Here is an 18,237-nt window from a genome sequence, read left to right as displayed (position 1 = left end):
CATGCCGGCGGGAAGCGAGACGATCCTGATCGTTGTGCTGGCGATCGCATTCGACGCGCTTATCGGCGATCCGGATTGGCTGTGGCGGCGCTTCCCTCATCCGGTGGCGCTGATGGGCTCCGTGATCGACCAACTCGATCGCGCGCTGAACCGCGAGCAATGGTCGGCCGCACAGCGCAAGGCCGCGGGATGCCTGACCACGGGCCTGCTGGTCGCGATCTGCGGCGGCCTTGGTCTGCTGCTGGAAGCAACGCTGGGGTGGACGCTGCTCGGGCAAGCAGCCCAAGGGCTTGTGGCCTCCATCCTGATCGCGCAGCGGAGCCTCTATCAACATGTCAACAGGGTCGCCTCCGGCTTCACCGGCGGCGGACTTGCCGAGGCAAGGCGCGCGGTGTCCATGATCGTCGGCCGCGATCCCGAACAGCTCGACACCAGCGGCGTCTCGCGCGCGGCGATCGAATCCTGCGCAGAGAATTTTTCCGACGGCGTCGTCGCGCCGCTGTTCTGGCTGGCGCTGCTCGGGTTGCCGGGATTGTTCGTCTACAAGGTCGTCAACACCGCGGATTCGATGATCGGCCATCGCAGTTCACGCTACGAATCCTTTGGCTGGGCCGCGGCGCGGCTTGACGATCTGCTCAACCTTGTCCCGGCGAGACTGGCTGCGGTGCTGATCGCACTCGCTGCACCGATTGCAGGTGGCTCCGTCGCGCAGGCATTCAAAGTCATGTGGCGCGACGCTTCAAAGCACAGATCGCCGAATGCGGGCTGGCCGGAAAGCGCCATGGCAGGCGCACTCGGTCTCGCCCTGGCCGGGCCTCGCCGCTATGGCGACCGCCTCGTCGATGACCCCTTCCTCAATGCCGGCGCACGGATGGACGCCGGTCCTTCCGACATCCGCCACGCGCTAAAGCTGCTGATTACCGCCTGCGCGCTGGAAGCAGCGATCTATGCGGCGCTGGCGCCAGTGGTTTGACGGCTCCGTGCGATCTCCAGCATGCGATTAATATCGAGATGCGCTTCCAGATGGTCGGCCAGCGCGTCGAGCGCCGACTCGATCTGCGCTTCATAAGCGACAGACGAAGCGATGCCGAGATTGGCGAGCCACGCCTTTCGGAAGCTGTCATTGACGAACAACCCATGCAGATACGTCCCCTGCACGCGGCCATCGGCCGAGCCGGCACCATCGGGGCGGCCGGCGATCATGCCCACCGGACGCGCGCAATCTGCACCGCTGGTGCGGCCGAGATGAATCTCATAGCCCTCGATCGGGCTACCTGTGGCACAATGAACGGCTTGCACAAGCGTCGTCGATTTATGGGCGTCCATCGTCGTGGCGATATCGAGCAGCCCGAGTCCCTCGACCGTGCCCGCCGGGCCATCGATGCCAACGGGATCAGCAATCGTCCGGCCAAGCATCTGGTAGCCGCCGCACAGCCCGAGCACCTGACCGCCGCGCCGAACATGCGCCTTGATGTCGATATCCCAGCCTTGCGCGCGCAGGAAGGCGAGATCGCCGATCGTCGATTTGCTGCCGGGCAGGATCACGACATCGGCGTCGGCCGGAATCGGTTCGCCCGGCCGCACGAATACCAGCCTGACACCTGGCTCCATGCCCAGCGGGTCCAGATCGTCGAAATTGGCGATGCGCGCGAGCACGGGAACGGCGATGACCTTCCGCGCGGACGACGTCTGCACACGATCGAGATCGACGGCATCCTCGGCAGGCAGCCAGGCGGCCTGAGGCAGCCACGGTACCACGCCCAGCGAGGGCCAACCGGTCATGCGCGTCACCGCTTCGAGTCCCTGGTCGAACAGCCTGGGATCGCCGCGGAATTTGTTGATCAGGAAGCCATGAATGCGCGCGCGCTCCTCGGCTTCCAGCACGAGATGGGTCCCCACGAGGCTGGCGATGACACCGCCGCGATCGATGTCGCCGAGCAGCACCACGGGTACGCCGGCTGCCGTGGCGAAACCCATGTTGGCGATATCGCCGGCGCGCAAATTGATCTCGGCCGGACTGCCCGCGCCTTCGACGAGCACGATATCGGCGGCTCGGGCAAGATGCGCGAAACTGTCGAGCACAGCGGGCAGCAGCGCCGCCTTCTTTCCGAGATAATCGGCCGCCCGAAGCGTGCTGCGTCGCTGGCCCTGCACGATCACCTGCGCACCGGTGTCGGTCTCGGGCTTCAGCAGCACCGGGTTCATATGGACACTTGGTGCCATCCGCGCGGCGCGGGCCTGCACCGCCTGCGCGCGGCCGATCTCGCCGCCATCGACCGCCACCGCCGCATTGTTCGACATGTTCTGCGGCTTGAACGGCGCGACCGTGAGGCCGCGCCTCACCAGCGCGCGCGCCAGGCCCGCGACAACAGTCGACTTCCCGGCGTTCGAGCCGGTGGCCTGGATCATCAGCGCCGGCGTCGGCCGCGCCATCAGAATTCTATCCCTTTCTGACCCTTCACCCCAGATCGGAACGGATGCTTGACCAGCGTCATCTCGGTGACCAGATCGGCCATCTCGATCAGCGACGCGTGCGCGTTGCGGCCGGTGATGACGACGTGCTTGTCAGCCGGCTTCTCGTCACGGAGAAATGCAAGAACTTCGTCGATCGGAAGGTAATCGTAACGGAGGACGATGTTGAGTTCGTCCAAAAGGACCATGCGATGGCGATCGTCGCGGATCAGTTCCTTGGCGCGCTCCCAACCCTTCCGGGCAGCTGCAATGTCGCGCTCGCGATCCTGCGTTTCCCAAGTGAACCCTTCGCCCATCACATGCAATGTCACGAGCTCCGGAAACCTGGCCAATACCCGCGCTTCTCCGGTATCCCACTTCGGCGACTTGGTGAATTGCACGACAGCAACAGGATAGCCGTGACCGATATGCCGAAACACCATGCCGAGCGCGGCTGACGTCTTGCCCTTGCCGGTTCCGGTATGCACGATCAAGAGCCCCTTTTCGCCGGTCTTGGTCGCCATGATCTTGTCGCGCGCGGCCTTGTGCTTCCGGGCCTTCTCGCGATGGCGTGCGTTCTCGTCGTCGGCTACGTCGGATGGATTCATCATGCGATTTCTCTCTTTGCTTCGTGCAGGCTTTCGGCAATCAAATCCGCGGCGCGATTGGAGCGTGGCGTCCATAATCCGCGCCTGATGGCTTCCGCGAACCGGGCGGCCATCTCGCGGAGCGCGGCCGGATTGGAGTGCTCGATGAAATCTCGCACCGGGTCGTCCTCGAGATAGGCTGCGAACAATTGATCGAAGTGATGACTTGAGACCGCGTCGGTCGAGGCGGCAAAACCGAACAGATAATCAACGGTCGCGGCCATCTCGAACGCGCCTTTGTAGCCGTGTCGCATGACGCCGGCGATCCATTTCGGGTTAGCGGCGCGGCCCCGCACCACGCGCGATATCTCATGCGCCAGCGGTCGCACCGCCGGCATCTCCGGCCGCGACGTATCGATATGCGCGATGCGCGGTGCCTGCCCGCGCAATGTCGATACTGTTGCAGCCAGTCCGCCCATGAACTGATAGTAGTCGTCGGAGTCCAGGATATCGTGCTCGCGGTTGTCCTGGGCCTGCGCGATCAGGTCGACGTCGGCCAGCCGCGCGACGAGATCGTCGCGGGCCGCGCTCCCCTCAGCCCCCGCGCCATAGGAATAGCCGCCCCAATCCAGATAGACGTCGGCCAGATCGACGCGATCGTTCCAGCCGCCTTCGTCGATCAAGGCTTGCAGCCCCGCGCCATAAGCGCCGGGCTTTGAGCCGAACACGCGATGAGCGGCGCGTCGCTCAGCGATGTCGCGGCTGATGCCGCTTGCCTCCAGCGCCTGCCGCCGTCGGCGAATATTCGCCGCGATGGGATTGGCGTCATCAGGTTCGTCGAGTTCCGCGACTGCGGCCACTGCGCTCGCGATGATGTCCATCTGGGTCGGAAACGCATCCCGAAACAGGCCTGACACACGGAACGTGACATCGATGCGCGGACGCTTCAGTTCAGACAGGGACGTGATCGCAAAGCCGGTCACTCGTCCGGAGGTCTCCTCCCACGTTGGCCGAACGCCGATCAAGGCGAGCGCCTGCGCAACGTCATCGCCGCCGGTGCGCATGTTGGCGGTCCCCCAGGCTGACAGCGCAATCGTCCGCGGCCATTCGCCGGTTTCCTGCCAGAAGGATTCGACGAGCCGTTCGGCCGCCGATTGCCCGATCCGCCATGCCGAGGGCGTTGGCACCGCGCGCACGTCGACAGCGAAGAAGTTGCGGCCCGTCGGCAGCACATCAGGCCTGCCGCGCGTCGGCGCGCCCGAGGGACCGGGAAGCACGAAGCGACCGTCAAGGCCGCGCAGCAACGCCATCATCTCCTGCGGCGGGCTCGCGTCGATGGCCGGCCGCAATCTCGTCTCGACCCAATTCAGCACTGCTTCTGTGCGTACCCATGATGGGTCTGGCTTCATCTCACCCAAGACCAGCCGCGACGCCAGTTCTTCGATCCGCTCGACTGTGTCGCCCGTCGTCCGCCACAAGCCCGAGCCGAGCCCGGCCAGGACCGCCGGCCGTGGCCCTCTGAATGTGCCAGCGAGGTCGCGGTTCAACGGGTCGAAATCGACGAGGCCGAGATCGAGAGCCAGCGAGCGATGCAGCGAGGCGTCTTCAGCCTTGCGGTCCGAGCGTGGCACGCGCGCGATCGACACGAGCAGACCGGCGCACTGTCTCGAATCGGGCGCGCGCCCGAACACGTGGAGTCCGTCGCGGATCTGCATTTCCTTGATGTCGCACAAATGCGCGTCCAGCGCGCGCAGCGCCTCGCCGACCGGCATGTCGCGCGTCAGGTTGGCGTCTGTATCGAGCTGCTTGGCCCGCGCCGTCGAAAGAATGTCCTCGGCGATCACAGCCGCGCGCTTCGGATCGAGGTCGGTCGCAACCGAATATTCGTCCACCATCGATTCCAGCCGCGCCAGATCGTCATGCAATCCGGCGCGGGTCACCGGCGGCGTCAGATGATCGATTATAACTGCGGATGTCCGGCGCTTGGCCTGGATGCCCTCGCCGGGATCGTTCACGATGAATGGATAGAGATGCGGCAACGGGCCGAGCACCGCGTCCGGCAGGCAATCGGCGGAAAGCCCGGTGCTCTTGCCCGGCAGCCATTCCAGATTGCCGTGCTTGCCGAGATGCACGATCGCGTGGGCATCGAACACGCGGCGCAGCCAAAGATAGAATGCCAGATAGTGATGAGGCGGAACGAGGTCCGGATCGTGATAGGAGCTCTTGGGATCGATGTTGTAACCTCGCGCCGGCTGTACGCCGACGACGACGTTGCCGAAGCGATGCAGGCCGAGACGAAACACGCCATTGGCGACATGCGGATCATGGACGGGATCATTCCAACGCTCCGTGACCGCACGCTGAACATTGGGAGAGAGTGCACTAAATGCCGCGCCGTATTCCGCAAACGCCCATGATGCGCCACCACGCCGCAAGGCGCGGTCTCCGAGCGCATTGGTCGGACCTTCCTGCAACAACCGCATCATGTCGGCCGCATCATCGGGTGCGCCGGAAATCTCGTACCCCTCGTTCCTCATCGCAGCGAGGACTCCGATCAGGCTTTGCGGCGTATCCAGACCGACGCCGTTGGCAAGACGGCCGTCGCGGTTGGGATAATTGGCGAGGACAATGGCGACCCGTCGCTGGCTCGCTGGCGTACGGCGTAGCCGCACCCACGCAGCGGCAAGATCGGCCGTCGCCGCCACGCGATCTTCGACCGGCCGAAAGGCCGTCGGCGTGAAGGAGCCAATGCTCTGGCCGGCTTCCTTGAATGCGATGGCATTGGCGAAGATGCGCCCATCGACCTCCGGCAGGACCACATGCATAGCAAGGTCGCGCGGATTGAGGCCGCGGGTCGAGCTTTCCCAGCTCTTGTGGGACATGCCAGCCTGAGCGACCTGCAGCACGGGACAATCGGTCTCGAACAATATCCCCACATTCTCGCGCGCGGTCGCCGTCGCAAAGGCTGTTGCGTTCACGATGATGTCAGGTGGGTGCGCGGCGAGCGCCGTGCGCAGGAACGCGATCGAACGCTCGTCCTTGAGGCTCGTGACATAGAGCCCGACTGCATTGAGATCGCGCGCCCCCAGCGCCGAGCACAGCGCATTGATCGCAGCGGTATCGCCGCCCGCGACGAGGGCGCGGTAGAAGATCACGACAGCGTTGGGACGTTGGTCCGTGGCAGGTTCGCCGTTCCAGAAGCCGGCGGCCGGCATTGGCCGCGCCGAGGGCGGCCTGCTGCCGTAGCCGATCAGATTCGCAGCGAAGCAAAGCGCCAACTGCGCGTTGTCGATGCCGCCTTCGGTACAATAACGCCACAGTTCATAGGTCTCGTCGGCGCCCAGCGTGCCGCGCGCAGCCAATGCGGCGTTCCAGTCGGTTTCTCCGGGAATGCAGGCGAACAACGTCCCGCGCTGGATCGCATCGCGCCGAAGGCTTTCGACACCGTGCGGCCAATAGCTTTCGCCGCCGAGCATCCGAAGAACGACGATCTTGGCTTCGCTGAGCGTACGTTCGACATAGAGATCGACAGAGGCGGGATGACCAAGAGCCAGCAGATTGGTCAGACGGACACTCGGGAAGTCCGCAGGCAATGCCGCATGCGCAGCGCCGAAGGCCGCGAGATCACTGTCCGCGGCAGACAATATCACGATGTTGGCGGTTTCCTGGCCGAGGTCGCGAGCGACATCTCCGTCGTCGATGCTGCCACCACTGTCGAGTTTCAGATGCATTGATCGCCCTTCGAAAGGCTATCCCGCAAGCGCCCGACGTGCGGCATCGGCGTCATATCCTTTCAGGCCGATCACGACAAGATGCTCGGCGTGCCTGGCGTCGGGCCGGGCGAACGCCAGCTCAACGCGGCTGCCGACCGCCTGCACCACGATCGGCGCAGGCTTCTCGGAGATGCGTGCATGGCCCTTGACGCGCAGCACCCCCGCAAGAGTCAGGACATCGCTGACCCGCGCGCGCATCGCCTCGACGCTCTCGGCCGCCGCAGGCCTTACGACGATACTGTCGAAATCGTCGTGATCGTGCTCCTCTTCCTCTCCGTGATGCCCGGCCCGCGCAGCGAGGTCGTTCTCGGCATCGGCTTTCATCCCGATGAGGACATCGGGCGCAAGCGCTCCATGGGAGCGTACGACACGGACACCTTGCCTCAATTGTGCACTAAGCCGGTCTTCGATGCCGCTGAGCACATCCGGCGACACCAGATCGCTCTTGGAAAGGACCACGAGGTCGGCACAGGCGAGCTGATCCTCAAACACTTCCTCGATCGGGTCGTCGTGATCGATTTCCTCGTCCGCGGCGCGCTGGGCCGCGACCGCATGTTCGTCGAGCACGACGCGTCCCTCTGATAGCGCCAACGCGTCGACGACCGTCACCACGCCATCGACGGTTGCGCGCGTGCGGATCGCAGGCCACGCGAACGCTTTCAAGAGTGGCTGCGGCAGCGCGAGGCCTGAGGTCTCGATCACGATCGCGTCCAGCGGCTCGTCGCGTGTCAGGAGCTTGTCCATCGTCGGAATGAAATCGTCGGCGACCGTGCAGCAGATGCAGCCATTGGTCAGCTCGACGATGTCGCCGGGCGCACAGGCCTTGGCCGCGCATTCCTCGACAAGACCGCCGTCGAAACCGGCATCTCCGAACTCGTTGACGATGACGGCGATGCGGCGGCCGTCGGCTTGCGTCAGAAGCGAGCGCAACAGTGTCGTCTTGCCGGCACCGAGAAAACCGGTGAGCACGGTGACTGGAACACGGGACATATTTCAGGACTCCTTAAGAGGAACGTTTGAGCCACAGCGGAAGGCCGGCCGCGACGAACACGACGTTGGCAACGCTTGAGGCGACCATCTGATTGAGACGGCCCTGCGCATCGCGGAAATCGCGGCCGAGCCTGGTTTCGGGCACGATGCCGAGACCGACCTCGTTCGACACCAGGACAACAGGGTTTGCGGCGACGCCTAGAAATTCCGCGAGCCGGTTCGCCTCGACATCAAGGTCACGCCCGGCGAGCATCAGGTTGGAGAGCCAGAGTGTTAGGCAATCGACCAGGACCGCGCAGCCGGGTCGCGATACCTGCGTCAGGACATCGATGAGCGCCAACGGCTCCTCCACGGTCGTCCAATCCGAACCGCGCCTGCTGCGATGATGCGCGATCCTGTCCTGCATCTCCCCATCGCCTGCGGTAGCTGTTGCCAGATACACGCGAGCAAGGCCGCTTTCGGCAATCATTCGCTCGGCAAAAGCCGATTTGCCCGAGCGTGCGCCGCCCAGTACCAGCGTGGTCGAGAGATCAGTCATTTCGGAGCGCTGCCATCTTCGGGCGACCAGCGAACGGGCGGCAGCCGCGCCACCATCCCCTTGCGCAGGATCTCGGCGCGCTCGCGCCACGGCACCAGGCCGTACGTCGATTTGCGATAGGAATCGACGAAAGACGCGACGGCACCAGCGCCCTCGGGCTCGAGATCGCCGAAGAGGAAGGTGTAACCATCCGAGCTCGAAACCGCGACCGTGGTCGGCCGCTTGCACACGCTCAAGCACTGCACGCGCCGGACCTGAACGGCCGCGTCGCGTTTGCCTGTAGCGACCCGGATCGCGTCGAACATGGCGGGCCCGGCCAACACGCCCTCGGAGGTCTTGCAGGTGACGCATACGCTCACGACGACGGGACCGCCGGGCGCAGTCGGCGGCAAATATTCGCCCGGGCGAGAATCAGTATCTTGCTGATCGACGTCGTTGCGATCCATCACGATGCTCAAGTCAGGGCCATGACGGCCGCGAGCTTTGTTGGATCGCGTTCGACGGTGGAAGACCATCGAACTCATTCCGTCCGGTGCACCCCGCCCGACGAACCTCCAAAGCACAATGCGCGATGGCAGGTCTCCTGGCTCGCGGGTCGTCGCCTTTCGCCGCCTTCCCGGTCATCCCAGTGGCCTCGGCTTTGGCTCGCCGCTTACAGTTGCGGGGGCAGCGTCGGCATTGCACCGACTTCCCTTTTTCACCTTCCCGAAGGAAGGACCATCGCCGCCACGCTAGCTGTCCCCGCGACGGCGGTCAACCGCAGTTGACCCGCCCGTCTGCTTCGGTCACTTAAGGCGCGCACGAGGAGCCCATGACCTTCCAAATCCCATCCGACTGGCAAATTCCCGCAATCGCTCCGCTCGATCAGACGCTTGCCACAACGATGCGCGCGCGAATCGACGGCAAAGCCAAGCCGCCGGGCTCACTGGGACGAATCGAAGACCTGGCGCTGCAGCTTGGCATGATCGCCTATCCATCTGCTGCAACGCTGCAAAAGGCCGTTCTGCTCGTTTTCGCTGGTGATCACGGATTGACGGAAGAAGGCGTTTCGCAATATCCGTCCGCCGTCACGGCCGCGATGGTGAGGACTTATCTCGCAGGCCGAGCCAGCGCCAACGCCTTTGCGGCCGCGTCAGATGTCGGGATCCGCGTCGTGGATGCCGGCGTCGCCAGCGAGCTGCCTTCCCATCCCGATCTCCTCAGCATCAAGATTCGGACCGGCACCGCGAATTCTGCGCGTGAGGCAGCGATGTCGGCCCAGGACGCGCACAGGGCGCTCGCGGCCGGCTTTGCCATAGCTTCCAGTGAAATCGATGATGGCGCCGACATCATCGCGCTCGGCGAGATGGGAATAGGCAACACCGCATCTTCCGCGCTCCTGGTGCATCGGCTGGCGCCCGCTCCCCTGGATGACTGCATCGGCGTCGGCGCAGGCCAGGACGAGCCGGGCATGGCCCGGAAGCGCGCTGCCATCCACAAGGCAGCCAATCGCAGCGATGCGACCGCGCCGTTCGAGGTGCTCAGGGAATTCGGCGGCCTCGAGATCGCGATGATGGTAGGCGCAGCGCTTGGCGCAGCGGCGCATCACCGGCCGGTCCTCATCGACGGCTTCATTTCGTCCGCTGCCGCCCTCGTCGCCGTCAGGCTGGCGCCGGCGACGCGTGACTATTGCGTCTTCGCGCATAGGTCGGCCGAGAAAGGTCACGACATCGTATTGGCGGCACTTCAGGCACAGCCGTTGCTCGCTCTCGACATGAGACTTGGCGAGGGCACCGGCGCGCTACTGGCGGTCCCGCTGGTGCGCGCCGCGTCCCGCCTGCTGACCGACGTCGCCGACCTCAGCGAAGTGCTGGAAGGAAGGATCTAGATGAGCCTGGATCGTCTTCGCGACGCGGTCCGATTCCTCACCATCATTCCTGTCGGCGCTTCGAACGATGCGCCTGATTCCGAGTGGCTGGTCCGCTCGGCGCAGTTTTTCCCGTTGGTCGGTGCAATCGTCGGCTTCGTTTCGGCGGCGGCTCTTCTGCTGACCTCGCTCGTATTAGGACCAGTGATCGCAGCGCTCATGGCGGTGTTGGCAAGCGTCCTTCTCACCAGTGGGTTCCACGAGGATGGCCTGGCTGACACCGCTGATGGCTTTGGCGGCGGCTGGACGGTCGAACAACGTCTCACCATCATGAAGGACAGCCGGATCGGAACCTATGGCACGCTCGCGCTGATCTTCGCGGTCGCATTGCGTGTCGCGGCGGTCGCCGAGATGCCGCCGTGGATTGGTGCGGCGGCGCTGATTGCGAGCGCAGCCGGCGGCCGCGCCGTGGGCTTGCCGATCATTGGCTGGATGAAATATGCGGGCAACACCTCCGCGATGAAGGTGGCCTATACGCCCTCTCCGCTCCGGGCAGGCGAAATCGGTTTCGCGACGATCGTCGTGCTGCTCGCGCTGGCACCGCTCGCCGCGACCTCCGGCACGCATGCCCCGATCGCGCTTATTGGCGGCATCGCTTGCGGCGTCGCATTGGCAGTTGCGGTCACGCTGTGGTCGCGACGATCGATCGGCGGCTATACCGGCGACGTACTCGGGGCCATCGAGCAGGTGTTCGAGGTCGGCTTCCTGCTCGGCGTTGCTGCCGTCATCCGGTCGGCCATGTGATCTGCGCCTATGTTCGAGTGAATCGTCGATGTCTGACGAAGGCGAACCGATCTGGCGCAGCGACATCGATTCATTGGCATTCCGTCCCTCCGGACACATGGGCATATGCGTCATGCACCGGCGCGCATTCCGGACGCTGCTGGGCTGCATGCCTTCGTCACAGCAGTGCATCGATTTCTACCTGATACACCGGGATTCGTTCGAAGCGGCGGCCCACGCCAAACTGGCCGCGAGAAGCATCCGGGAAACGGACAACTTTCATCTCACCAGCCGCGACGTCCGTCGCCAGCTGAAAAATTCGGTCGCATCTGATGATGCCGTGGGCTAGAATGACTTGCCGAACGAGGATCATCATGCAGCAGACGCAATCAGCCAATTTTACCACCGTTGCCACCGGAACGAATGTCATCGTTCAGGCCGTTCTGGCGATGGCTCTTGGTTTGTTCGTCGTCGGCATGGTCGGCTTTTCGCACATCAGCGCCGTCCATAACGCCGCCCACGACGTGCGCCATGCCAACGCTTTCCCCTGTCACTGACGACAGATGCACGTCTTCAGATCGATCGTGTTTGCGGCATCGCTTGCCGGATTGATCGTCGGCGCGCTGATATCGGTGGTTCAGTTCTTCGGAACGGTGCCGCTGATCCAGAAGAGCGAGGTCTTCGAGAAGGCTGCGGCCGATGCACACCATAAGGCTTCCCACGCCGGCAGCGCTGAAGCAGACCATCATCACGATGCGGAATGGGAGCCCGAGGAGGGCTTCCAGCGCAGCGCCCTCACCGTCGCCGCCAACGTCCTTACCGCGATCGGCTTCGGCCTCCTGCTCACCGGCATCTATGCGCTTCGGCAACGACCGGTCCATTGGCGCGAAGGTCTGTTTTGGGGCCTTGCCGGGTTCGCCGTTTTTGTCGCGGCGCCCGGTCTTGGCCTCCCTCCGGAGTTGCCGGGCCTGCCGGTCGCCGATCTCACCGCGCGGCAAATCTGGTGGATCGCAACCGCCGCTCTGACAGCATCAGCGCTCTACCTCCTGATCCTGCGCTCGGAGCCGTGGGCTGCGGTCCTCGGGGTCATACTCATTGTCATCCCGCATCTCGTCGGCGCCCCTGTTGCGCCCGAGACTCATGCCGAAGTGCCAGCGTCGCTTTCGCACCAGTTCGTGGTGACCGTCGTGCTCACCGGACTCCTGTTCTGGAGTCTGCTCGGCGTCGCAACGAGCCTCGCGTTCGATAGAGTATCAAGGAAGCGAGGTTAAGCCGCCGATCATCAGGCTGGGCGCCCGCCACCTCGTCACCGGAATTGCCAGCACCAGGACGGATCGCCGCGATCGCGGCGCTGCGTCATGTCGACGCGCATGAAACGATCATGCGCGAGCGCGGCACCGACCCAGAGCTCGTTCCAGGCATCGAACACCGCGGGAGACATCGGCCCGCGTTCTGCCATCAGGCGCCATGAGGTCTGCCGTACCATCGCGGTCGCGCCCTGCACGCGCAACTCGGCGTCGTCGCCCTGCCCACGGGCAATGCGCGCGAAGGCGCTGGCGAAGCCCTCGGCGCCGGGACCGACACCACCGAGCAACGATGCAACGTCGTCAAAGGTGTGCATCCCGACCAGCCGCGCCGCAGCGCCGGCAAGATGGCCGCCCTCCTCGGGACCGAGCACCGCGATGGTTTCCGGCACGATCGACGTGATGTATTCCATCGCGTAGTTGCGCAGGACCTTTTGAAGGCGCTCTTCGGGCCAGGTGTTTTCGGCAAGCCGTGGTGCAAGATCGACCCGAAACGGGGGACATTGCTCGCCGGGCGAGAACTGCAGCCGTTCATCGGGCGTGAGGTCGTGATCCCACTCCTTGTAGTAGCCTTCCAGGCCGGGCTGTCCGTCGACCGTTTGGCCCGTACAGACGAAGCCCAGCCGCGGATTACCGAGGACGACGCCATTATTGGCGTGCCATCCGCGCAGCATCGCGCGCGACACTTCCGATGGAATGCCGCAGATCGCGGTGCCCGACCAGATCCACCGCGGCGGCGGATATCGTACCCAGGCCTTTTGGTCGCTCTCGTAAACATATTCGACCTTAACGCCGCCGACTTGGTTTGAAAGATAATGGTATTGCGCACACGCAACCGCGTGCGGAAGCTTGTCGAGCCCGAGCTTTTTCAATCCCGGAACAAAGCGGGCCAGTTGCTGGCGTCGGAAGGTCCGAAACACCACCTCCGCCGCTCGCGCGGCGCCGGCGCGCGACGACAGCATCAGGATGAGGCCCGTCAGATAGGAATGGTAGATCAGTTCGACGGCCCGATAGGCGGCGACGTCATCCTTGGCTCGGCTCTCCCCGCTTCGGCTCAATTTTTCTTCTCCAAACCTGCGACTATGCTTCAATGCCCCGACGGAATGAGAGCGCGCAAAATGTCCCGATTCCACATTTGACGGACGCTATCGAACGCAGCGAAATCGTGGTCGAATTGCCAGTAGGCCCATGCCCAGCCAAATCGGTCAGCGCTTCGCGCCACGAACGACAAGTATCTCTGGCGGCTTTCAGATGGCGCGCGCTCATAAACCCCGAACTCGCCGAGATAGATCGGACGTTTCTCTCGGTGTGACCAGAGATTGATTCTGGTGAAATCAGCGACAACTCTCGCTTCGTCCTCAGAGGTTCCCCAATCCAGGGGGCCGATCGTCGAAAATGTTCGCGACCATGGCGCACCTTGATGAGTAAACCTTATCGGCGCGTAATAGTGAAAAGTCACGATCAGTTTTCTGTCACCGGCCGGCAGAGCCAACTCGTCAATAGGCGCATCGTCAGTGTTAAGAACAGCGACAATGACAGTTCGCTCAGGGTTCGTGACCCTGATAATGCCGAGACATTCATTGAGCAGTGAGTTCCATTCGGCCGAGGTCATATGTCCCCCGGGCTCGTTCAGAATTTCGAATACAAGCGCAGGATACTTCCCTGCATAGCGCGACGCGATCTGCTTCCAGAACGATTTGAGCTTCTCGGCGCATCGTGAGATATAGCGCTGGCAGAAATCAGTGTCGTGTTCATCCAGAATGGGAATGAGCTTCCTTGCAAGAACCTCTTCGATAACTCTATCGAGGCGCTTCAAGACGGCTTCATCAAGGATGTTATCCGAATCCATATGCTTGAAGCCGAACAAATTGATTCTGACATGCGAGAAGCCAGCCCTTTGAATTGCGGTCAGGTTCTCTAAGCGGAATGGCGCATTCTCGGCCCCTTCCCAGATGCCATCATACCCCAGAATATTGATGCCACGTCCCAAGCCCGCGGCATCGCGGAATGCGACCTGCTCGGCTCCGTAGGCCTGTGATATCCACGCTGCAAAGACCGATGCCAGCAGCGGAAATCTGAACGCTTTTGGCCAACGGGCAAGGATAACAATCATTCCTGCGCCAACTCACGATAGCCGTGATCTTCCGGCGGCACCGGCCGACAGGTTGCGAGGAAGAAGACCAGCAACAGCACCGATGTAAACATCGTGGAACGGAGGAATATCGTCTCCGTAAAATTGGTCTGAAAACTGAGGACGGAGAATCCTATGATCAGGGCACAATGAAACCGATCGATCGATCGGGATGAAATAAGATGGAGCACCTTGTTCGAAAACAGGAAGACGCTTGCCGCAAAAAGCGAATAACCCAAAAGCCCCGTTTCCATGAGAATGGTGATGTAGCCGCTGTGGTAGTTGTCGAGCACCCAACCGTGATTCTGCTCGAAATAATCATAGATCGATTGGGTCGTCCAAAATCCGTTTATTCCAAAGCCAAGCAAGGGCGCATCGTCGAAGTGGCTTATCGCGTACTGCCAAATGAAGGTTCTCTCCGTGAAGTCGATCGTCGTGTCAAACAAATGGATGGAGTCGTATCCGGTCACGTAGAAATACAGGATCAGCAAGCCCGCCATGATGCACATGACAAAGGGCAACACCGCATAGACTTTCATGCAATTCACCGACCGCAAGGAGGTGAACAGCAATCCGCAGGCCGCCAACGCCACCGCACCGGCGCCTCGCGAGCCCGAAGCCAGGACGCACGTTGAAGCGAGCAGGAACGTGACAAGGAAGGGTAGCCATCTTTGCCCTGTCGTCTTTCGATAATAGGCAAAGAACATGAGATAGGCTCCAACGAAGCCTAGTGTTTGCTTTGACTCATAAACACCTTGCCATTGGCCGTTGTGCATCCAGCTGCTGTCAACTCCTATGTCCGGCACGAACACCGCGAAAAAAGCGGATGCCGCAACCAGTACCAGGAGGCCCCGAGTGACCGATTTGACAATGTCGTCAATATCCAGTCGCGTGATAAGACAGAATGCGCCGAGGGTCGTTATTGCAAGAGCCGCGCTTTTCATGATGGCCGCGAGGCTCAGGTTCGTCCAAAACACGGAAATGGCGGCAAGAACATAGAATGAAACGATCCCGATCAAGTCGGGGTTGAACCCGAGCCGCAGATTAGGTCGCACAAACGCGCTTGCATAAATCAGCACAATCCACATCGACAGCGCAGCGAACTGCTGCAGATAGGTCTGTTCCACCGCCAATAGGGCAGTGTTGAGGGTCCCCATCGATGCCACCACATTGATGGTGATGGACCAATTCATGATGGCCTTTGCGGCCCGCTCGATGTCGACACCGCGCATGTGCGGGATCGCGCCGTCAAGCGCGCCCGCACCCACCTGAATTTGTGCTCCGGTCATGGAATGAGCTTCGTGAAGCGCGGTTAATTATTTGCTATTGCAACCGCTCGGCACGGCACGCAGCGTCAGTCGCGCTTGGTTGGCGGGGAATGGCTCCGGTTAAATAGCAGATAGAGCGCGCGCGGATTGGTAGTCAGATAGCGCCAGAACAGCCGGCGCGGCTCGAGCCAGATCCGCCAGGCCCATTCCAGCCCGACATTCTGCATCCATTGCGGCGCGCGGCGGCGGCTGCCGGAGAGGAAGTTGAACAGCCCGCCCGAGGTCTTGATGACACCGACATTGGAGAGCCGTGGCGTGAACTCCTCGACAAAGGCCTGCTCGTAGGGCACGCCGAGCGCGACCCAGAGATAGTCGGGCGCCAACGCATTGATCTCGTCGACCTTGGCACGCAGCGCGTCGCCGCGCAGATAGCCATGCGAATGGCCGACGATCTTCAGCTTCGGATACATCCTGCGGACATTGGCGACAGCGGCGGCATTCTCCGCCTCGTCGGCGCCGAACATGTAGAAGGAGAGCCCGGCCGCCTCGGCCTTGCGCGCGACGACGTGGAACAGGTCGGTTGTGGCAACCCGCTCCGGCAGCGGCTGCGATGACTTGAACCGTGACACCGTGACCAGCGGCTGTCCGTCGGCATTGATGAGGTCGGCCGCGCGGAACAGGCGGTCGGTCATCGGCTCGGTCGAGCAGCGTGCCACCACCTCGCCATTCGCCGACGTCAGATAGAGCGGACGGACCGCGCGGCGTTTTGGCGAAACCTGTTCGATCATGAAATCGGCGGTCTGCTCGAGATCGAGTACGGCGAGCCGAAGCCCTCCGACCGTGACGCGGGGGATCTCGGCGGTGGCCGCCCTGCCGATGAGGTTCGCGCGACGCTCGCGCACATTGTCTTTCTCTGACGCTTCACGGCGTGAAGCTGCGCCCGTCGACGACTGCATCGGCGCTCCCCGCGAAGTGTCGCAAATCCAGACGGTTGAGACAGTCCGACCGAAACCGACACGCCAATTGCGTTCGTCCGCGTCCCCTGACATCGAAATCGGGCCGGAAATCAGCTCTTTCATCATGATTCAAGCACTTCAGTTGGAGATCTCTATTGTTGTCCACTCCAACTGCAATATGCAGTCCATTGGCGATCCCGAGTCCGCGCGACGGTTCGACGCTGCGCGAACTGGTTAACTATTCGCAAAGGTGTGGAGCGCTCGCTAACCATAACAAAACGTTACACGTTGCGCGGCGGTGGCAAGGTCGGCCCGCTATCAAGACATTTGGTAGGAGTCCGCGCAGCGGGCGGCAACCACGATACATTAATACAGATCGCACTCGGCCCGTGTCTCCGCCAATCTGCGTGTGCTAGAAGGTCGCAGCTCCGGCTCGCCCGGCATTTTCGAAAAGTCCGGTTTGTCTGTCGCACGTATGAACAAGAATAATAACGACGCGTTCGATGTCTGCATCGAAAACGCATTTGATTTTTTGTCTCAAGAATACGCCGAACTGTTTGCTGGCTCGGACGCCACGGCGTTCCAGCATCCGGTGTGGCTGGACACGCTATATCGCAAGCTCGCGCTCGTCGCGGCAGCAAAACCCCTGATCGTCACGGTCCGCCGTCGCGCGACCGGAAAACTGGCGATGGTGCTGCCTTTGATGCGGGTGCCGCGTGGGCCGATGCGGACGGTTGAATTCGCTGACCTCCGCGTGTCCGATTATCTGACCCCAGTGTGCACGGCCGAGATATTTTCCGAGCTGCTCCAGAACGAGGATGCCTGCCTGACGCTCCGCAGGCTCGTCAGGCCGTTCGACTTCTTGCGTATGTGCAAGATTCTTGATGGAAGAATGTCGATCGAGAATCTTCTTGCAGCGCCTCGCCGCACCGTCATGGAGATGAACGCGTACGCGACAGCGCTAGTCGCTCCGTTCGAGCAATGGCGGACGAGCGCGCTGAGCCGCTCCTATCAGAAGGAACTCGCAAAGAAGCTCCGCCAGCTCCAGAAGAAGGGCACTTTGAGCTTTTCATGCTGCGACGACGATGCATCCGTCATGGCCGCGATAGAGATGATGAAGAACTTTCGAGGCCCGCGTTTTCGGGCGCAGGGTGATGGCGACCTGTTGCAGCGTCCCGAATATTTCGACTTCTATTCCACCGTGGCGCTCCGCGGCCTCAGGGCCTTTGTTCGTCTCTACACTATGAAAATGGACGGCAAACTGATTGCGGCAGTGCTGGGATTGTGCCACCGCGGCGGTTTCCTCGTCATTATGAGCGCATTCGACATCGCGGGATACAAGAGCCAATCCATTGGCGCTCTGATGTTCGAACAAGTCGCAAGGGATTGCATCGAGCGCGGGGATCAGATCCTGGACTTCACCATTGGCGACGAACCGTACAAGAAGATGTTTGGCGGCCAGCCCTCGCCGTTGTGGAGCGTGACTCTGGCGGGTAGCGTCGCCGGCTCCCTTGCTCTGTTCGCGTTACGACAGGCGCCCTGGATCAAACTGGCCGCCAAGCGGATGGCCGAATTCAAGCTGCGGCCGGTCCGTACCTGAGCTTAAACCT

General features: G+C 62.4%; 17 protein-coding genes and 1 riboswitch. Of the genes, 7 read left to right on the top strand and 10 right to left on the bottom strand.

Annotated features, from left to right (window positions below; all coding sequences use genetic code 11):
- Position 1: 1 nt before the first annotated feature.
- Complete coding sequence (cbiB, locus tag ACZXDY_RS01520) at positions 2-973, top strand: adenosylcobinamide-phosphate synthase CbiB (RefSeq protein ID WP_464344182.1); 972 nt, start codon at positions 2-4, stop codon at positions 971-973.
- On the opposite strand, the gene ACZXDY_RS01515 is transcribed toward cbiB, so the two are convergent.
- Genes ACZXDY_RS01515 through ACZXDY_RS01490 form a run of 6 tightly spaced genes read right to left on the bottom strand, consistent with a single transcriptional unit; the run spans position 946 to position 8,785 of the window.
- Positions 946-2,433: a cobyric acid synthase gene (locus ACZXDY_RS01515; protein WP_464344181.1), complete on the bottom strand. Its 1,488-nt coding sequence runs from the start codon at positions 2,431-2,433 to the stop codon at positions 946-948. The two genes, cbiB and ACZXDY_RS01515, sit on opposite strands and share 28 nt — an antisense overlap.
- Entirely contained in the window at positions 2,433-3,059 is a 627-nt protein-coding gene (gene cobO / locus ACZXDY_RS01510) for a cob(I)yrinic acid a,c-diamide adenosyltransferase (RefSeq protein WP_464344393.1), read from the bottom strand. Before cobO ends, ACZXDY_RS01515 begins: the two co-directional genes overlap by 1 nt.
- Positions 3,059-6,769 (bottom strand): cobaltochelatase subunit CobN, encoded by a 3,711-nt coding sequence (gene cobN, locus ACZXDY_RS01505; RefSeq protein ID WP_464344180.1) that lies wholly within the window; start codon positions 6,767-6,769, stop codon positions 3,059-3,061. Before cobN ends, cobO begins: the two co-directional genes overlap by 1 nt.
- Before the next feature lie 18 nt (positions 6,770-6,787).
- Positions 6,788-7,801 carry a cobalamin biosynthesis protein CobW gene (gene cobW, locus ACZXDY_RS01500; protein WP_464344179.1) on the bottom strand — a complete coding sequence of 338 codons (1,014 nt, stop codon included), beginning with the start codon at positions 7,799-7,801 and terminating at the stop codon, positions 6,788-6,790.
- A gap of 13 nt (positions 7,802-7,814) precedes the next feature.
- Positions 7,815-8,339: a bifunctional adenosylcobinamide kinase/adenosylcobinamide-phosphate guanylyltransferase gene (cobU, locus tag ACZXDY_RS01495; protein ID WP_028161701.1), complete on the bottom strand. Its 525-nt coding sequence runs from the start codon at positions 8,337-8,339 to the stop codon at positions 7,815-7,817.
- Positions 8,336-8,785, bottom strand: a complete 450-nt coding sequence (locus tag ACZXDY_RS01490; protein ID WP_080663539.1) for a DUF1636 domain-containing protein — start codon at positions 8,783-8,785, stop codon at positions 8,336-8,338. The genes cobU and ACZXDY_RS01490 overlap by 4 nt, the downstream gene beginning before the upstream one ends.
- Before the next feature lie 110 nt (positions 8,786-8,895).
- Positions 8,896-9,076, bottom strand: a riboswitch (cobalamin riboswitch).
- 74 nt (positions 9,077-9,150) lie between these two features.
- Here ACZXDY_RS01490 and cobT point away from each other — a divergent pair.
- The 5 genes from cobT to ACZXDY_RS01465 are packed head-to-tail and all read left to right on the top strand — an operon-like array spanning position 9,151 to position 12,239.
- The gene (gene cobT / locus ACZXDY_RS01485; protein WP_464344178.1) at positions 9,151-10,206 is read left to right on the top strand and encodes a nicotinate-nucleotide--dimethylbenzimidazole phosphoribosyltransferase; all 1,056 of its coding nucleotides are present in this window, start codon (positions 9,151-9,153) and stop codon (positions 10,204-10,206) included.
- On the top strand, positions 10,207-10,989 hold the full coding sequence (gene cobS / locus ACZXDY_RS01480; RefSeq protein WP_464344177.1) for an adenosylcobinamide-GDP ribazoletransferase: 783 nt from the start codon (positions 10,207-10,209) through the stop codon (positions 10,987-10,989).
- A 28-nt stretch (positions 10,990-11,017) separates the two neighbouring features.
- Positions 11,018-11,317 (top strand): hypothetical protein, encoded by a 300-nt coding sequence (locus tag ACZXDY_RS01475; RefSeq protein WP_464344176.1) that lies wholly within the window; start codon positions 11,018-11,020, stop codon positions 11,315-11,317.
- 25 nt (positions 11,318-11,342) lie between these two features.
- Positions 11,343-11,525 (top strand): CbtB domain-containing protein, encoded by a 183-nt coding sequence (locus ACZXDY_RS01470; RefSeq protein ID WP_028161697.1) that lies wholly within the window; start codon positions 11,343-11,345, stop codon positions 11,523-11,525.
- A gap of 6 nt (positions 11,526-11,531) precedes the next feature.
- On the top strand, positions 11,532-12,239 hold the full coding sequence (locus tag ACZXDY_RS01465; RefSeq protein WP_464344175.1) for a CbtA family protein: 708 nt from the start codon (positions 11,532-11,534) through the stop codon (positions 12,237-12,239).
- 35 nt (positions 12,240-12,274) lie between these two features.
- Here the strand turns inward: ACZXDY_RS01465 and ACZXDY_RS01460 are convergent, their stop codons facing one another.
- The 4 genes from ACZXDY_RS01460 to ACZXDY_RS01445 all read right to left on the bottom strand — a co-directional run bounded on the left by ACZXDY_RS01460 (position 12,275) and on the right by ACZXDY_RS01445 (position 16,573).
- Positions 12,275-13,330 (bottom strand): hypothetical protein, encoded by a 1,056-nt coding sequence (locus ACZXDY_RS01460; RefSeq protein ID WP_464344174.1) that lies wholly within the window; start codon positions 13,328-13,330, stop codon positions 12,275-12,277.
- A gap of 29 nt (positions 13,331-13,359) precedes the next feature.
- On the bottom strand, positions 13,360-14,385 hold the full coding sequence (locus ACZXDY_RS01455; RefSeq protein WP_464344173.1) for a glycoside hydrolase family 5 protein: 1,026 nt from the start codon (positions 14,383-14,385) through the stop codon (positions 13,360-13,362).
- The gene (locus ACZXDY_RS01450; protein WP_464344172.1) at positions 14,382-15,692 is read right to left on the bottom strand and encodes an O-antigen ligase family protein; all 1,311 of its coding nucleotides are present in this window, start codon (positions 15,690-15,692) and stop codon (positions 14,382-14,384) included. Before ACZXDY_RS01450 ends, ACZXDY_RS01455 begins: the two co-directional genes overlap by 4 nt.
- 65 nt (positions 15,693-15,757) lie before the next feature.
- The gene (locus tag ACZXDY_RS01445; protein ID WP_464344392.1) at positions 15,758-16,573 is read right to left on the bottom strand and encodes a WecB/TagA/CpsF family glycosyltransferase; all 816 of its coding nucleotides are present in this window, start codon (positions 16,571-16,573) and stop codon (positions 15,758-15,760) included.
- 529 nt (positions 16,574-17,102) lie between these two features.
- On the opposite strand from ACZXDY_RS01445, the gene ACZXDY_RS01440 reads away from it, so the two are divergent.
- Positions 17,103-18,227, top strand: coding sequence for a GNAT family N-acetyltransferase (locus ACZXDY_RS01440; RefSeq protein WP_464344391.1), 1,125 nt, complete (start codon positions 17,103-17,105; stop codon positions 18,225-18,227).
- The last annotated feature ends 10 nt before the right edge of the window (positions 18,228-18,237 follow it).

This window comes from Bradyrhizobium sp. LeoB3, assembly GCF_055456055.1.
Note: the sequence above shows the minus strand (reverse complement) of the source record. Positions and strands in the feature narration are given on the sequence as shown.

Coding starts and splice junctions, on each gene's coding strand:
- cbiB (WP_464344182.1), top strand. CDS start 2: ATGCCGGCGGGAAGCGAGACGATCCTGATCGTTGTGCTGGCGATCGCA.
- ACZXDY_RS01515 (WP_464344181.1), bottom strand. CDS start 2,433: ATGGCGCGGCCGACGCCGGCGCTGATGATCCAGGCCACCGGCTCGAAC.
- cobO (WP_464344393.1), bottom strand. CDS start 3,059: ATGAATCCATCCGACGTAGCCGACGACGAGAACGCACGCCATCGCGAG.
- cobN (WP_464344180.1), bottom strand. CDS start 6,769: ATGCATCTGAAACTCGACAGTGGTGGCAGCATCGACGACGGAGATGTC.
- cobW (WP_464344179.1), bottom strand. CDS start 7,801: ATGTCCCGTGTTCCAGTCACCGTGCTCACCGGTTTTCTCGGTGCCGGC.
- cobU (WP_028161701.1), bottom strand. CDS start 8,339: ATGACTGATCTCTCGACCACGCTGGTACTGGGCGGCGCACGCTCGGGC.
- ACZXDY_RS01490 (WP_080663539.1), bottom strand. CDS start 8,785: ATGGATCGCAACGACGTCGATCAGCAAGATACTGATTCTCGCCCGGGC.
- cobT (WP_464344178.1), top strand. CDS start 9,151: ATGACCTTCCAAATCCCATCCGACTGGCAAATTCCCGCAATCGCTCCG.
- cobS (WP_464344177.1), top strand. CDS start 10,207: ATGAGCCTGGATCGTCTTCGCGACGCGGTCCGATTCCTCACCATCATT.
- ACZXDY_RS01475 (WP_464344176.1), top strand. CDS start 11,018: ATGTCTGACGAAGGCGAACCGATCTGGCGCAGCGACATCGATTCATTG.
- ACZXDY_RS01470 (WP_028161697.1), top strand. CDS start 11,343: ATGCAGCAGACGCAATCAGCCAATTTTACCACCGTTGCCACCGGAACG.
- ACZXDY_RS01465 (WP_464344175.1), top strand. CDS start 11,532: ATGCACGTCTTCAGATCGATCGTGTTTGCGGCATCGCTTGCCGGATTG.
- ACZXDY_RS01455 (WP_464344173.1), bottom strand. CDS start 14,385: ATGATTGTTATCCTTGCCCGTTGGCCAAAAGCGTTCAGATTTCCGCTG.
- ACZXDY_RS01450 (WP_464344172.1), bottom strand. CDS start 15,692: ATGACCGGAGCACAAATTCAGGTGGGTGCGGGCGCGCTTGACGGCGCG.
- ACZXDY_RS01440 (WP_464344391.1), top strand. CDS start 17,103: ATGAACAAGAATAATAACGACGCGTTCGATGTCTGCATCGAAAACGCA.